General features: G+C 69.1%; 14 protein-coding genes and 1 pseudogene. 12 read left to right on the top strand and 3 right to left on the bottom strand.

The genetic code is table 11. From position 1 onward, the window contains the following. From QR64_RS16825 to QR64_RS16800, 7 genes are all read left to right on the top strand, one after another. A complete protein-coding gene (locus tag QR64_RS16825) occupies positions 1–1,752 on the top strand; it encodes a long-chain-acyl-CoA synthetase (RefSeq protein WP_039586316.1) in 1,752 nt (583 codons plus the stop codon). Positions 1,753–1,770: 18 nt separating this feature from the next. Then, on the top strand, positions 1,771–2,691 hold the full coding sequence (gene folP / locus QR64_RS16820) for a dihydropteroate synthase (RefSeq protein ID WP_006550561.1): 921 nt from the start codon (positions 1,771–1,773) through the stop codon (positions 2,689–2,691). Continuing rightward, positions 2,688–3,605, top strand: a complete 918-nt coding sequence (locus tag QR64_RS16815) for a glucosyl-3-phosphoglycerate synthase (RefSeq protein WP_006550560.1) — start codon at positions 2,688–2,690, stop codon at positions 3,603–3,605. The genes folP and QR64_RS16815 overlap by 4 nt, the downstream gene beginning before the upstream one ends. 57 nt (positions 3,606–3,662) lie before the next feature. Next, complete coding sequence (locus tag QR64_RS16810) at positions 3,663–4,106, top strand: DivIVA domain-containing protein (RefSeq protein ID WP_039586313.1); 444 nt, start codon at positions 3,663–3,665, stop codon at positions 4,104–4,106. After that, positions 4,103–4,780, top strand: coding sequence for a DNA-3-methyladenine glycosylase I (locus QR64_RS16805; protein WP_235367190.1), 678 nt, complete (start codon positions 4,103–4,105; stop codon positions 4,778–4,780). Before QR64_RS16810 ends, QR64_RS16805 begins: the two co-directional genes overlap by 4 nt. 151 nt (positions 4,781–4,931) lie before the next feature. After that, positions 4,932–5,099 carry a DUF3117 domain-containing protein gene (locus tag QR64_RS26010; RefSeq protein ID WP_006554284.1) on the top strand — a complete coding sequence of 56 codons (168 nt, stop codon included), beginning with the start codon at positions 4,932–4,934 and terminating at the stop codon, positions 5,097–5,099. A gap of 84 nt (positions 5,100–5,183) precedes the next feature. Beyond that, positions 5,184–6,077, top strand: a complete 894-nt coding sequence (locus QR64_RS16800) for a putative RNA methyltransferase (RefSeq protein ID WP_039586311.1) — start codon at positions 5,184–5,186, stop codon at positions 6,075–6,077. Here QR64_RS16800 and glgA read toward each other — a convergent pair. Then, a complete protein-coding gene (gene glgA / locus QR64_RS16795; RefSeq protein WP_039586422.1) occupies positions 6,064–7,236 on the bottom strand; it encodes a glycogen synthase in 1,173 nt (390 codons plus the stop codon). The genes QR64_RS16800 and glgA overlap by 14 nt on opposite strands. A 113-nt stretch (positions 7,237–7,349) precedes the next feature. Between glgA and glgC the strand changes: the two genes are divergently transcribed. Continuing rightward, the gene (glgC, locus tag QR64_RS16790; RefSeq protein ID WP_006554287.1) at positions 7,350–8,564 is read left to right on the top strand and encodes a glucose-1-phosphate adenylyltransferase; all 1,215 of its coding nucleotides are present in this window, start codon (positions 7,350–7,352) and stop codon (positions 8,562–8,564) included. A gap of 34 nt (positions 8,565–8,598) precedes the next feature. Here the strand turns inward: glgC and QR64_RS16785 are convergent, their stop codons facing one another. Then, positions 8,599–9,234 carry an O-methyltransferase gene (locus QR64_RS16785; protein ID WP_006554288.1) on the bottom strand — a complete coding sequence of 212 codons (636 nt, stop codon included), beginning with the start codon at positions 9,232–9,234 and terminating at the stop codon, positions 8,599–8,601. A gap of 317 nt (positions 9,235–9,551) precedes the next feature. On the opposite strand from QR64_RS16785, the gene sigE reads away from it, so the two are divergent. The 4 genes and pseudogenes from sigE to tatB all read left to right on the top strand — a co-directional run. Further along, positions 9,552–10,175 (top strand): RNA polymerase sigma factor SigE, encoded by a 624-nt coding sequence (gene sigE, locus QR64_RS16780; protein WP_039586309.1) that lies wholly within the window; start codon positions 9,552–9,554, stop codon positions 10,173–10,175. Between the two features lie 16 nt (positions 10,176–10,191). Further along, a complete protein-coding gene (locus QR64_RS16775) occupies positions 10,192–10,524 on the top strand; it encodes an anti-sigma factor family protein (protein ID WP_019288062.1) in 333 nt (110 codons plus the stop codon). Positions 10,525–10,606: 82 nt separating this feature from the next. Continuing rightward, a complete protein-coding gene (locus tag QR64_RS16770; RefSeq protein WP_039586307.1) occupies positions 10,607–12,223 on the top strand; it encodes a S1C family serine protease in 1,617 nt (538 codons plus the stop codon). A 92-nt stretch (positions 12,224–12,315) separates the two neighbouring features. Beyond that, positions 12,316–12,719: pseudogene (gene tatB / locus QR64_RS16765) on the top strand (Sec-independent protein translocase protein TatB); the annotation flags it as partial. A 45-nt stretch (positions 12,720–12,764) separates the two neighbouring features. Here the strand turns inward: tatB and QR64_RS16760 are convergent. Next, positions 12,765–13,898: an Mrp/NBP35 family ATP-binding protein gene (locus QR64_RS16760; protein ID WP_024103442.1), complete on the bottom strand. Its 1,134-nt coding sequence runs from the start codon at positions 13,896–13,898 to the stop codon at positions 12,765–12,767. Positions 13,899–13,942 lie beyond the last annotated feature (44 nt).

The following is a 13,942-nucleotide window of genomic DNA, read 5'->3' as shown; positions in this document are numbered from 1 at the left end:
GTGTCCCTGCCCGGACTCGTCTCGAAACTGCCCCGGATGGCTACCGATCTCCCCATCGTGCTGCGCGGAGCAGCCGGGATGACCCGGAAGCCGACCGCCCGCGAGACGATCGGGTCGGTCTTCCAGAAGCTCGCCGAGCGTCACCCGGAGCGGCCCTTCATCCGGTTCGAGGGAGCCTCCATCGGGTACGGCGAGGCCAACGCGCAGGTCAACCGGTACGCAGCGGTGCTCGCCGATCGCGGTGTCGGCATGGGCGACGTCGTGGGCATCCTCATGGGCAACCGGCCCGAGACCCTGCTGGTCGCGCTGGCCGCGGTCAAGCTCGGTGCGGCCGCCGGCATGCTCAACATCAACCAGCGTGGTGAGGTGCTCGAGCACAGCCTGTCGCTGCTCGACAGCGCCGCCCTCGTGATCGGGGAGGAGTGCGAGGAGGCCGTCGACTCTCTCGGTGGCGAGCCGCAGGCCCGCACCGTGCTGCGCTTCGACGATCTCGACACCGCCGCCCGCGACGCCGACGCGTCGAATCCCGCAGTCACCGAGGAGCTGCAAGCGTCCGAGACGGCCTACTACATCTTCACCTCCGGCACGACAGGACTGCCGAAGGCCAGCCGCATGACGCACTTCCGGTGGCTGAAGTCGATGTCGGGCCTGGGCAGCCTCGGCGTGCGCCTGCGCCGGACCGACGTCCTGTACTCCTGCCTGCCGCTCTATCACAACAATGCCCTCACGGTCGCGTTGTCCTCGGTGCTCGCCGCCGGCGCCACGCTCGGGCTCGGCCGGAAGTTCTCGGCGTCCAACTTCTGGAACGACGCGGAGCACAACGGCGCCACGGCCTTCATCTACATCGGCGAGATCTGCCGCTACCTGCTCAACCAGCCGCCGCGGGAGGACGACGCCGACCACGGGATCCGCCTCGCCGTCGGCAACGGTCTGCGCGCAGAACTGTGGGACGAGTTCACCGAACGCTTCGGTATCGACCGCGTCGCGGAGTTCTACGGTGCGAGCGAATGCAACATCGCCTTCATCAACGCGCTCGACCAGAAGCGCACCGCCGGCATCTGCCCGCTGCCCTACGCCGTCGTCGAGTACGACCCCGATTCGGGCCAGGCACGTCGCGGCGACGACGGCCGGTTGAAGAAGGTCGGCAAGGGCGAGGTCGGACTGCTCCTCGCGAAGGTCACCTCCCGCGCACCCTTCGACGGGTACACCGATCCCGAGGCCACCGAGAAGAAGCTGCTCCGCGACGCGTTCTCCGACGGCGACGTCTGGTTCGACACCGGCGACCTCGTCCGCAACCAGGGCTGGATGCACGTCGCGTTCGTCGACCGGCTCGGCGACACCTTCCGGTGGAAGGGCGAGAACGTCGCGACCACGCAGGTCGAAGCCGCGGTGTCGTCGCACGAGACGATCGCCGAGGCCGTCGTCTACGGCGTCGAGGTCGACGGGGCCGACGGCCGCACCGGGATGGCCGCGATCACCTTGAAGGAGGGCGCCGAGCTCGACGGAGCGGCGCTCGCGAAGTCGCTGCACGGCGCGTTGCCGGACTACGCGGTTCCGCTGTTCGTCCGCATCGTCGACGAACTCGAGTACACGACGACCTTCAAGAGCAGGAAGGTCGATCTGCGCAAGCAGGGCTACAGCGAGACCGGTGAGGACGAGGTGTACGTCCTCGCGAGTCGCAGCGAGGGTTACCGGCCGATCTTCGACGGCTTCGTCGACGGCGTCGCGCGAGGAGAATTGCCCGGTCGCTGAGCATGTCAGGATGGGATCATGAGCGGCCCCGCGACCGATGTCGACGAGCAGACCCCCGTGACCCGTCCCGGTCCGGCACCGTCCACCCTGTGCGGGCGCCCCGTCGCCACCGACAGGGCGCTCGTCATGGCGATCGTCAACCGCACCCCGGACTCGTTCTACGACCGGGGAGCGACCTTCGAGGACGACATGGCGCTCGCGGCCGTCGACCGCGCAGTGGCCGAGGGTGCCGACCTCGTCGACATCGGCGGGGTGAAGGCCGGGCCGGGTGAGGTCGTCGACAGCGACGAGGAGATCCGGCGCGTCGTGCCGTTCGTCGCCGCGATCCGCGAGCGCTATCCGGATGTGCTCATCAGCGTCGACACCTGGCGCAGCGAGGTCGCGCGTCGCGCTGTGGGCGAAGGCGCCGATCTGATCAACGACACGTGGGCCGGTGCCGATCCCGAGCTCGTCGCGGTCGCCGCGGAACTCGGGGCCGGCATCGTCTGCTCCCACACGGGCGGCGCCGTCCCGCGCACCCGCCCGCACCGTGTGCGGTACACCGACGTCGTCGGGGAGGTGGTGCGGGAGGTCGTCGCGGCCGCGGATGCCGCCGCCCGCGCCGGCGTCGCGAGCGACTCGATCCTCATCGACCCGACCCACGATTTCGGAAAGAACACCCATCACGGACTCGCTCTGTTGCGGCACGTGGACGTTCTTGTAAAAACCGGGTGGCCTGTGCTTATGGCGCTGAGCAACAAGGACTTCGTGGGGGAGACTCTGGGAGTCGAACTCGCCGACCGGTTGGAGGGCACATTGGCAGCGACAGCTCTGGCGGCAGCGGCCGGCGCACGAATGTTCCGGGTACACGAGGTGGCAGCCACACGTCGGGTGGTCGACATGGTCGCGGCGATCACGGGTACACGCCCGCCGGCGCGCACGGTGAGGGGGTTGGCATGAGTGCACCTGCACGCACGTGGAACGAAGCCAACAGCTGGGATCGGCCCGCCTGGGCGATCGACGAGCTGATCGCGGCCAAGGCCGGCCGCACAGTGACCGTGGTGCTGCCCGCCCTCAACGAGGAGGAGACCGTCGCGAGTGTGATCGACACGATCCACCCGCTGCTCGGTGGTCTCGTGGACGAACTGGTGGTCCTCGATTCGGGTTCCACCGACGAGACCGCCACCCGGGCGCGGGCGGCGGGTGCCCGTGTCATGTCCAGGGAGGAAGCGGTGCCGGGCATCGAACCGGTCCCCGGCAAGGGGGAGGTGCTGTGGCGGTCGCTCGCGGCGACCTCCGGCGACATCATCGCCTTCGTCGACTCCGATCTGATCGATCCCGATCCGGCCTTCGTGCCGAAACTGCTCGGACCCCTGCTGCTCGGCGACGGTGTGCACCTCGTCAAGGGGTACTATCGGCGCCCGCTGCGCACCGGTGGGGGCGAGGACGCCCACGGCGGTGGCCGCGTCACCGAGCTTGTCGCACGGCCGCTGCTCGCGGCACTGCGACCGGAGCTGACCTGCGTGCTGCAACCGCTCGGCGGTGAGTACGCGGGGACGAGGGAACTGCTCGAGTCGGTCCCGTTCGCACCGGGTTACGGGGTGGAGATCGGGTTGCTGCTCGACACCTACGACCGGTTCGGTCTCCACGCGATCGCGCAGGTCAACCTCGGGGTCCGCAAGCACCGCAACCGGCCGCTGTCCGAACTCGGGGCGATGAGCCGGCAGATCGTGGGCACGATGCTCGCGCGCTGCGGGATCCCCGATTCGGGTGCGCCGCTCACCCAGTTCCTGGTGGAGGGCGATGCGTTCGTGCCGTTCGACACCTCCGTCGATCTCACCGACCGCCCCCCGATGGCGACGGTCACCGGCTGACCCGACCGTCCGGCACCGGTCCCGGCCGGTGTCGGCCGCTCGTGCCAAGATCGGAGCATGCTCACGGTTCTGCTGTACGTGCTCGTGATGGCGGGCGTCGCCGCGGTGCTGTTCTTCGTCGCGAGCGCCGTCTTCGGCCGGGGCGAGACGTTGGCGCCGCTGCCTCCGGGCACCACCGTCACGGTGTTGCCGGCCACCGACGTCACCGGCACCGACATCCGCGACCTGCGGTTCCAACAGACTGTGCGGGGTTACAAGATGAGCGAGGTCGACTGGGCGCTCGATCGTCTCGCCCGCGAGGTCGACGATCTGCGGGTCCGCCTCGCCGACGCCGAGGCCCGCGCAGAGGAGCAGCCGGTCGACGGCACCGGAAAGGGCGACGGCACCGGAAAGTGCGGCGGAGCAGAGGACGTCGGAGCAGAGGACGTCGGAGCAGCCGACGTCGATGGGGAGAACGTCGCCGAGCGGGCTTCGTCGGAGTCGACGGGGGAGTCACGATGACGGCAGACGGGCAGGGTCCCGTGGTCGATACCGACGGGCAGGGTCCCGTGGTCGATACCGACGGGCAGGGTCCCGTAACCGATACCGACGGGCAGGGGCCCGTAACCGATACCGACGACCGCGTGCGGTGCCCGTGGGCCGTCGACGGTCCCGGTTCGTCGCTCTACCGCGACTATCACGACTACGAGTGGGGTCGGCCGCTCCACGGCCGCGACGAGATGTTCGAGCGGCTCTCCCTCGAGGCATTCCAGTCGGGACTGTCGTGGCTGACGATCCTGCGCAAGCGGGAGGCCTTCCGCGCGGCTTTCCACGGCTTCGACGTCGAGGCGGTCGCCCACTTCACGGAGGCCGACGTCGAGAGGTTGCTTGCCGACTCCGGCATCGTGCGCAACCGCCGCAAGATCGAGGCGGTGATCGCCAACGCGCGGGCCGTGCTCGAACTGTCCACCGATCTCGACGAGCTGCTGTGGTCGTTCGCACCGCCGCGACGCGCGCGACGTTCGGTAACGGTCGAGGAGATTCCGGCGGTGACGCCGGAGTCCACGGCGATGGCCCGTGAGCTGAAGCGCCACGGCTTCCGTTTTGTGGGCCCTACCACTGCGTATGCGCTGATGCAAGCTACCGGAATGGTCGACGATCACCTCGAATCGTGCTGGGTGTCACTCGACTCGTAGAACCCGGAGGAGTGTCTTACCCAGGAGTCAGCTACGCGCACGTATTCCGGATAGGGAAGAATGAGAAGGTGCGCGTCGCCGCGACCGGCGATGCAACCACACGGTAACCCACGCGCCCGGCGGTCGGGTGCAGATTTGGAGGGAGCAGAGGATGGCGGCCATGAAGCCCCGGACCGGGGACGGTCCCCTCGAAGCAACCAAAGAGGGACGAGGAATCGTCATGAGGGTTCCACTCGAGGGCGGCGGACGTCTGGTCGTCGAGCTCACGCCGGAAGAGGCTGCGGCACTCGGCGACGAACTCAAGAGTGTCACCAGCTGATCGGCCCCTCTCAGGGCACTCCGGGCCCCGCGCTCCTCGGCGCGCGGGGCCCGGTGTCGTCCTGAGAGCAGGATCGGAGGCGCGATGCTCGCCGACGTGATCGATCTTCTCGCGTGCCCTCACTGCGAGTCCGCGCTCGACCTCGACGACAACGTCGTGGTGTGCGATCGCGGGCACAGCTTCGACGTCGCACGCCAGGGCTACGTGTCGCTGCTCGCCGGCGGTTCGACGCCGTTCACCGGCGACACCGCCGACATGATCGCGGCCCGCGCCGATTTCCTCGGTGCCGGGCACTACGACCCGATCCGGCGCGCGGTGGCCGACGCATGCCTCGACACCGCCGATACGGTGGACACCGATGCGGTAGTCGCAGCCGCCGGCGCTGCGATCCTCGAGGTCGGGGCCGGTACGGGGCAGTACCTCGCGTCCGTGCTCGACGCCCTGCCGGCGGCGCGCGGCATCGGGCTCGACGTCTCCAAGCCCGCGGTGCGGCGCATCGCCCGCAGTCATCCCCGGACCGGAGCGATCCTCGCCGATGCGTGGCAACGACTGCCTGTGAAGTCGGCATCGCTCACCCACGTGCTGTCGGTGTTCGCGCCCCGCAACGCCGCCGAGAGTCATCGCGTGCTCGTCCCCGGAGGCACGCTCGTCGTTGCTACACCCACCTCGGAGCATCTGCGCGAACTGGTCGCGTTGCCCGGCATGGTGAGTGTGGACGACCGGAAGACGGAGCGGCTCTCGTCCGCGCTGTCGGGACGTTTCGAGCGAACGGGACGGACGGACGTGCGCTTCACGGCCGCACTCCCGTGCGAGGCGCTCGGTCTCGTCGCGGGGATGGGACCGTCCGCCCATCATGTGACGTCCGACCGGCGTGCGGAGTTGCTGGCCTCCCTGCCCGATCCGTTCGAGGTGACGGTCTCGGTCACCGTCACCTCGTGGCGACGGGTCGAGACGGCCGACGAACCTAGCGCGTCGTGAGCACCTGCTGGTAGACGGCGACGGTCTGGCGGGCGATCTGCGCCCACGAGAACTCGTTGACAGCGCGGTCGCGTCCGGCCCGGCCCCACCGGGCGGCACGGTCGCGGTCGCGCGCGACGTCGTCGATCGCATCGGCGAGCGCACGCTCGTAGGTCTCGATGTCGAAGGCGTCGTAGTGCACCAGTCGCCCGGTGACCCCGTCCTGCACGACCTCCGGGATGCCTCCGACGTCGGACGCCACCACGGCGGTCTCGCAGGCCATCGCCTCGAGGTTGACGATCCCCAGCGGCTCGTACACCGACGGACAGACGAAAACCGTTGCAATCGAGAGTAGTTCGCGGACCGATTCGGTGGGCAGCATCTCGCGTACCCAGTGCACCCCGTCACGGGCGTCCTGCAGGGCGGTCACCGCCCGTTCGGTCTCCGCGGCGATCTCGGGGGTGTCGGGCGCGCCGGCACACAGGACGAGCTGGATGTCGGGGTCGAGATGGTGCGCCGCGGCGATCAGGTGCCCGACGCCCTTCTGCCGGGTGATGCGGCCGACGAACACGACGATCGGACGATCCGGATCGAGACCGATGCGGGTGACGACGGACTCGTGGCCGGGCTCGGCCGGGCCCGGATGCCAGACGGTGGTGTCGATCCCGTTGCGCACCACGTGGACCCGAGCGGGATCGACGAACGGATAGGCGTCGAGCACGTCGAGGCGCATCCCGTCGCTGACCGCGATGATCGCGTCGGCGTACCGGACGGCGTTGCGCTCGGACCAGGAGGAGATGCGATAACCGCCCCCGAGTTGCTCGGCCTTCCACGGCCGTCGGGGCTCGAGGGAGTGCGCGGTGAGGATGTGCGGGACGTCGTGGAGTTCGGCGGCCAGATGACCGGCCAGCCCGGTGTACCAGGTGTGCGAGTGCACCACGTCGACTCCGGCCGCGGCGTGCGCCATGCGCAACCCGGCCGACAGGGTCGTCAGGGCAGGATTGGCATCGCGCAGTGCCGGGTCGGGGGAGTGCACGAACGCGGTATCGCGCGGTGCGCCCGTGCAGTGCACGTCGACCTCGACCAGTCGACGCAGTTGTTCGACGAGTTCGGTGACGTGGACCCCGGCCCCGCCGTACACCTCAGGCGGATACTCCCGCGTCATCATTGCCACCCTCACCGCCTCAAAGTAGCGGGCCGCGCAGGTTCCGGCCACCCGGCCCCGACACTCCGAAGGGCGTCGAGATCGCGCTTCGCTGGCGGCGGCCTGGGTCGGGGGATAGGTTGAAGCGTGTGAGGAGCCAGCCCCATGTGCTTGGAATCGTTCTCGCCGGCGGCGAGGGCAAACGTCTGTATCCGCTGACCGCGGACAGAGCCAAGCCGGCAGTGCCGTTCGGGGGCGCATACCGCCTCATCGATTTCGTGCTCAGCAATCTCGTGAATGCCGGTTACCTGCGCATCTGCGTTCTCACGCAGTACAAGTCGCACTCCCTCGACCGGCACATCTCGCAGACCTGGCGCCTCTCCGGCTTCACCGGTGAGTACATCACCCCGGTGCCGGCCCAGCAGCGGCTCGGTCCACGCTGGTACACCGGCAGCGCCGACGCGATCCTGCAGTCGCTCAACCTGGTCTACGACGAGGATCCCGAGTACATCGTGGTCTTCGGCGCCGACCACGTGTACCGGATGGACCCCGAGCAGATGGTGCGCCAGCACATCGAGTCGGGCGCCGGTGTCACCGTCGCCGGTATCCGCGTCCCGCGCAGCGAGGCATTCGCGTTCGGCTGCATCGACAGCGACGAGAGCGGCAGGATCACCCAGTTCCTCGAGAAGCCCGCTCATCCGCCCGGGACACCCGACGACCCCAACGTCACGTTCGCGTCCATGGGTAACTACGTCTTCACCACGAAGGTCCTCGTCGAGGCGCTGCGGGCCGACTCGGAGAATCCCGACTCCGACCACGACATGGGGGGCGACATCATCCCCGCGCTCGTCGAGCGGGGCGAAGCTCACGTCTACGACTTCAACGACAACGTCGTCCCGGGCGCGACCGAACGCGATCGTGCCTACTGGCGCGACGTCGGTACGCTCGACGCCTTCTACGACGCTCACATGGACCTCGTGTCGGTCCACCCGATCTTCAATCTCTACAACCGGCGCTGGCCCATCCGCGGTGCCGCCGAGAACCTGCCGCCCGCGAAGTTCGTGCAGGGCGGTCTGGCGCAGGAGTCGATCGTCGGCGCCGGCAGCATCCTGTCGGCCGCCACGGTCCGCAACTCGGTGCTCAGCTCGAACGTCATGGTCGACGACGGCGCGACCGTCGAGGGCAGCGTGCTCATGCCCGGTGTGCGCATCGGCAAGGGTGCGGTCGTGCGACGAGCGATCCTCGACAAGAACGTCGTCGTCGGCGACGGCGAGATCATCGGCGTCGACCTCGAGCGCGACCGTCAGCGGTTCGCGGTGAGCAACGGCGGTGTCGTCGCCATCGGCAAGGGCATCTGGATCTGAGAGCGTGCTGCCCGCCCGGAGGCGGCTGCGCGGATCAGCTGAGGCGCACCGCGCAGAGCAGGCCGTCGCCGAGCGGCAGGACCACCGGAGCGAGACGCTCGTCGTCGGACACCGCGCGGGTCGCCTCGCGCACCGCGAGCACCGTTGCGTCGCGGGCAGCGGGGTCGGCGACGCGTCCGTCGAGCAGGGCGTTGTGCAGCACGATCACCCCACCCGGCCGGAGCAGACGCACCCCTTCGCGCACGAAGTGCGGATGGTCGGCCGGGGTCGCATCGACGAAGACCATGTCGTAGCCGGAGTCGGCGAGTCGCGGCAGCACGTCCAGCGCGCGGCCGTTGATGAGCCGGGTGCGCGACGCCACGACACCCGCCTCGCGGAAGGCGATCTTCGCGGCCCGCTGATGCTCCGGCTCGCTGTCGATGGTGGTGAGCACGCCGTCCTCGCGGAGGCCGTGCAGCAACCACAGTCCGCTCACACCCGCACCGGTCCCGATCTCCACTACCGTCCTGGCGTCGAGCATGCGGGCGAACATCGCGAGGGCGGCTCCGACGGAGGGGGACACCGGGTCGGCGCCCAGATCTTCGGCACGGTCACGCGCCGCGGCGAGCTCGTCGTCCTCGACGACGATGTTCTCGGCGTGGGTCAGGATGCGATCGGCGTTGGTCTGCACCTCACTGAGGCTATCCTCGGCGATTCGTTCGCGCAGGCAGGCGCGCACGGAGTGGTGCCGCCAGTTGTGTGATTCAGGCGGATGACCACGCCCGAACCGATTTTCTCAGGGACGTTTCAGGTTACTCATACGGCGGCCACATCGCCGCGAGGAAAACTGACAATCGGCGAACCGGACGATCGCACCGGTTCACGACTTCGAGGACGCACCGCTCTCGGGGAACGCTCCTGTGAAGGAATATTCCCTGCAGATCGAGTGTTGATAGGCCCTGAAGCAAGTACCACTGCGGTCCCGACGAGGAGGATCCACCGATCCACATGACCCGAGCCCACACTGTTCCCGAGAACGACGCCTCGGCGCTCGAGGCGGACCTGAGCGGCACCGCGGCGTTCGACGCCACCGGGGACCACGCGGCCATGCCGTCGTGGGACGAACTCGTTCGTGAGCACGGCGACCGCGTCTACCGCCTCGCCTACCGTCTTTCCGGCAACGCCCAGGACGCCGAGGATCTCACGCAGGAGACCTTCATCCGCGTCTTCCGGTCGTTGCAGAACTACCAGCCCGGCACTTTCGAGGGTTGGTTGCATCGCATCACCACGAACCTCTTCCTGGACATGGTGCGCCGCCGGAACCGCATCCGGATGGAAGCGCTCCCGGAGGACTACGATCGTGTACCGGCCGCAGGGCCGAACCCCGAGGAGATCTACCACGACGCGCGTCTCGGCGCCGACCTGCAGTCCGCTCTGGACTCGCTCGGACCCGAGTACCGTGCCGCGGTGGTGCTCTGTGACATCGAAGGTCTGTCCTACGAGGAGATCGGTGCCACACTGGGGGTGAAACTCGGTACGGTGCGTAGTCGTATCCACCGAGGCCGCCAGGCACTCCGCGAGTACCTGCGCGAGCATGGAAAGGTCGAAAACGGTCGCGTCGATGCGGGGTAGCCGCCGGGAGGTAGTGATGACGATGGTGCAACCACCTCGCAGGTTCGGCTCCACGGAACACCTCGCCAGCGAGGCAATTGCCGCATTCGTCGACGGCGAACTGCGCATGGCGGCCTACATGCGGGCCGCCCAGCATCTGTCGATGTGTCCGGAGTGTGCCGCCGAGGTCGAAGCCCAGCAGCAGGCCCGCCACGCGCTGCGGTCCGCTGCCGATCACATACCGCGTATGCCGAGTTCACTGCGCGGTACGCTCAGCAACATCCCGTCCCACCTGTGCGACCCGACCCCGCGCCCTCAGGCGGAGGAAGGCTTCGCCGCGCGCCGCTGGTCGATTCTCCGGCGCCGGTGACCGGACGGGCGGTAACAGGTGATCCGATGCCATCGGTGATACTGGGCTGCGTGACGGACCTAGACGGGGGAGACGGGCACGCGTGACGGCCGAATCTGCGCAGCACACCGGACGGCGGGGCGGCGACGATCGTCGTCGCGACGACGAGCTGCCCCATGCCTCGTCGGGTAAGGACTCCTCGGGCGGAGACTCGTCCGGCAGAGGCTCGTCCGGCAACGCCTCGTCGGGTCTCCCCGACGGAGCGATCGCGCGCCCCGACGACGCTCCCCGTCTCGAACCGCGGCCCGTCTACCGGCCCACCGTCGACCCGGCATCGGCCCGTGTCTTCGGGCGCCCGGCCGGCGCCGAGGGATCGTTCGACTCCTCGGCCCATCCCCGCGTCGTCGACCCGCGCGTCCAGCAGGCACCTCCGACCGATGCGATCCTGGCCGAGGCCTACGGACGGCCGTCCGACGTCGACGAGACGCTCCAGCGTCCCCCTTCGCAGCCCGCGGCCGAGACCGAGGACGACACCGAACCCGATCCCTGGCGCGACCCCGACTCAGCGGTGCGGCTCGGTCCGCCCCTGGCCGGGCAGACCGAGGAGAAGGAACTTCCTCCGGCTCCCGGACTGACCCTGCGTGAGGTGTTGTTCGACCGCCGCGTCCAACCCCGCGCACTCGCGACCCTGGCCGCTGTGGCTGTCGTGATCGGCATGGTCGGCGGACTCGTCGTCGCGCTCGCGACCGCCGACAACGGTTCGCTGACCAGTCGCGGAGTGACGCTGAGCCAGTCGGGTCCCGACGAGGAACTGCCCACCGGCGCGGTCGCGCGTGTCGCCGACACCGTGCTGCCCGCGGTCGTCTCCATCCAGACCACCGTCGGCGGCGACGCCGGCACCGGCTCGGGCGTGGTGATCGACGGTGCCGGTTACATCGTCACCAACAACCACGTCGTTTCGATGGCCGCCGGCAATCCCGATGCGAAGGTACAGGTCACCTTCGATGACGGCACGAAGGTGCCCGCCTCGATCGTCGGACGCGACATCAAGACCGACTTGGCCGTGCTCGCCGTCGAGAACGTCGACAACCTGGTCGTCGCCGAGCTGGGCCGCTCCGAGGACGTCCAGGTGGGCGAGGACGTCGTCGCGGTCGGTTCGCCGCTCGGCCTGAGCAAGACCGTCACCCGCGGCATCGTCAGCGCGCTGCACCGGCCCATGCGGCTCAGCGGGCAGGGCACCGACACCGACGCGGTGATCGACGCCGTCCAGACCGACGCTTCGATCAACCCCGGCAACTCCGGCGGCCCCCTCATCGACATGGAGGGTCGCGTGATCGGTATCAATTCCGCGATCAAGTCGGAGACCGGCGGTTCGGTGGGCCTGGGCTTCGCGATCCCCATCGACGACGTCACCGAGGTGGCGCAGGAGCTGATCCGCACCGGCGAGATGCGGCACCCCGACATCGGCGTGAACGCACGCTCGGTGGTCAACGACGTCGCGAGCGGCGCGGAGGTCGCCAACGTCCGTCAGGACAGCCCGGCCCAGCGCGCCGGCATCGTCGAGGGCGACGTCATCGTCAAGGTCGGCGACCGCGAAGTCACCAGCGCCGACGAGCTCGTCGTGGCGGTCCAGCAGCAGGAGATCGACGAACCGATCACCGTCCAGCTCGTGCGCAACGGCCGTCTCGTCGACGTCGAGGTCACCCCAGTCTCCGACTGAGCGGCCCCTGTCTCGGACAGAACGTCCCAGCCGTGTGATGTGACCTTCCACGTAGGTGCTGCGATCCGGACGAGACCACGTACCCTGGATGCGTGTTCGGCAACATCGGTTGGGGCGAGTTCCTGGTACTCATCGTGGCGGCCCTCGTGGTCCTCGGCCCGGAGCGCCTCCCCGGCGCCGTCTCGTGGGTGGCCAAGTCGCTGCGTCAGGTACGCGACTACGCCACGGGTGCGCGCGACCAGCTCGAGCAGGAATTCGGACCGGAGTTCGACGACCTGCGGCAACCGCTGTCCGAGCTGAACCAGCTGCGCGGCATGACACCGCGGGCCGTGATCACGAAGCATCTGCTCGACGGCGACGACTCGATTCTCACCGGCAATTTCGACAAGCCGTCCTCGGCGGCTCCGGGAACGCCCACCAACGGCGCGGCCCGGCCGAACCTGTCGAAGCCGCTCGCTCCGGACGAGAAGCCGCCGATCGATCCCGACGCCACCTGNCCCCCGCCGTGAAGCACGGCGGGGGCTCGATCGATATCGGGTTCTTACAGGTGACGCGTGGTGTCGATTCCCAGCGACATGCCGGCCAGTCCGCGCCTGCGCACGGCGAGCTTGTCGGAGATCTCCTCGAGCGCCACCGCGGGCGCCGAGTCGGGCGCCGCGAGGACGATCGGGGTACCGGAGTCGCCGGCCTCGCGCACTGCCGGGTCGAGCGGGATCTGGCCGAGCAGCGGCACCGTCGCGCCCACCGCGCGGGTGAGCCGCTCGGCGACGGCCTGACCGCCGCCGCTGCCGAAGACGTCCATTCGGGTGCCGTCGGGCAGCTCGAGCCACGACATGTTCTCCACCACGCCGGCGATGCGCTGACGCGTCTGCAGCGCGATGGAACCGGCGCGCTCGGCGACCTCGGCGGCTGCCTGCTGCGGCGTCGTCACGACGAGGATCTCGGCGTTGGGGATCAGCTGCGCGACGGAGATGGCGACGTCACCCGTGCCGGGCGGCAGGTCGAGGAGCAGGACGTCGAGGTCGCCCCAGAAGACGTCGGCGAGGAACTGCTGCAGCGCGCGGTGCAGCATCGGGCCACGCCACACCACCGGGGTGTTGCCCTCGGTGAACTGGGCGATGGAGATCGTCTTCACGTCGTGCGCGATCGGCGGCATGATCATCCGCTCGACCTGCGTGGGCTTGGCGGACGTGCCGAGCATGCGGGGGATCGAGTGACCGTAGATGTCGGCGTCGAGCACACCCACCGACAGTCCGCGCGCGGCCATCGCCGCGGCGAGATTGACGGTGACCGACGACTTGCCGACACCACCCTTGCCGGAGGCCACCGCGTAGACGCGCGTGAGCGAACCGGGCTGGGCGAACGGGATGACGGGCTCCGTGGAGTCGCCGCGCAGCGACTTGCGGAGCTCGGTGCGCTGCTCGTCGCTCATCACGTCGAGGGTCACCCGGACCTCGCCCACGCCGGCGACGTCGGCGACGGCCTTGGTGACGCGCTCCGAGATCTCGGTGCGCATGGGGCACCCGGCGGTGGTCAGATAGATCGCCACATCGACGCTGCTGTCGGCGCCGATCTCGATGCTCTTGACCATTCCGAGATCGGTGATGGGCTTGCGGATCTCCGGGTCCTGGACCCGTGCGAGCGCACTGCGGACGTCGGACTCACTGACTGCCATGACGCCCATGGTAGGCGGCACGCCGCTCGCGACCGGATACGGGT

The organism is Rhodococcus sp. Chr-9, assembly GCF_000801125.1.
Taxonomy (GTDB): Bacteria; Actinomycetota; Actinomycetes; order Mycobacteriales; family Mycobacteriaceae; genus Rhodococcus; species Rhodococcus pyridinivorans.
Note: the sequence above shows the minus strand (reverse complement) of the source record. Positions and strands in the feature narration are given on the sequence as shown.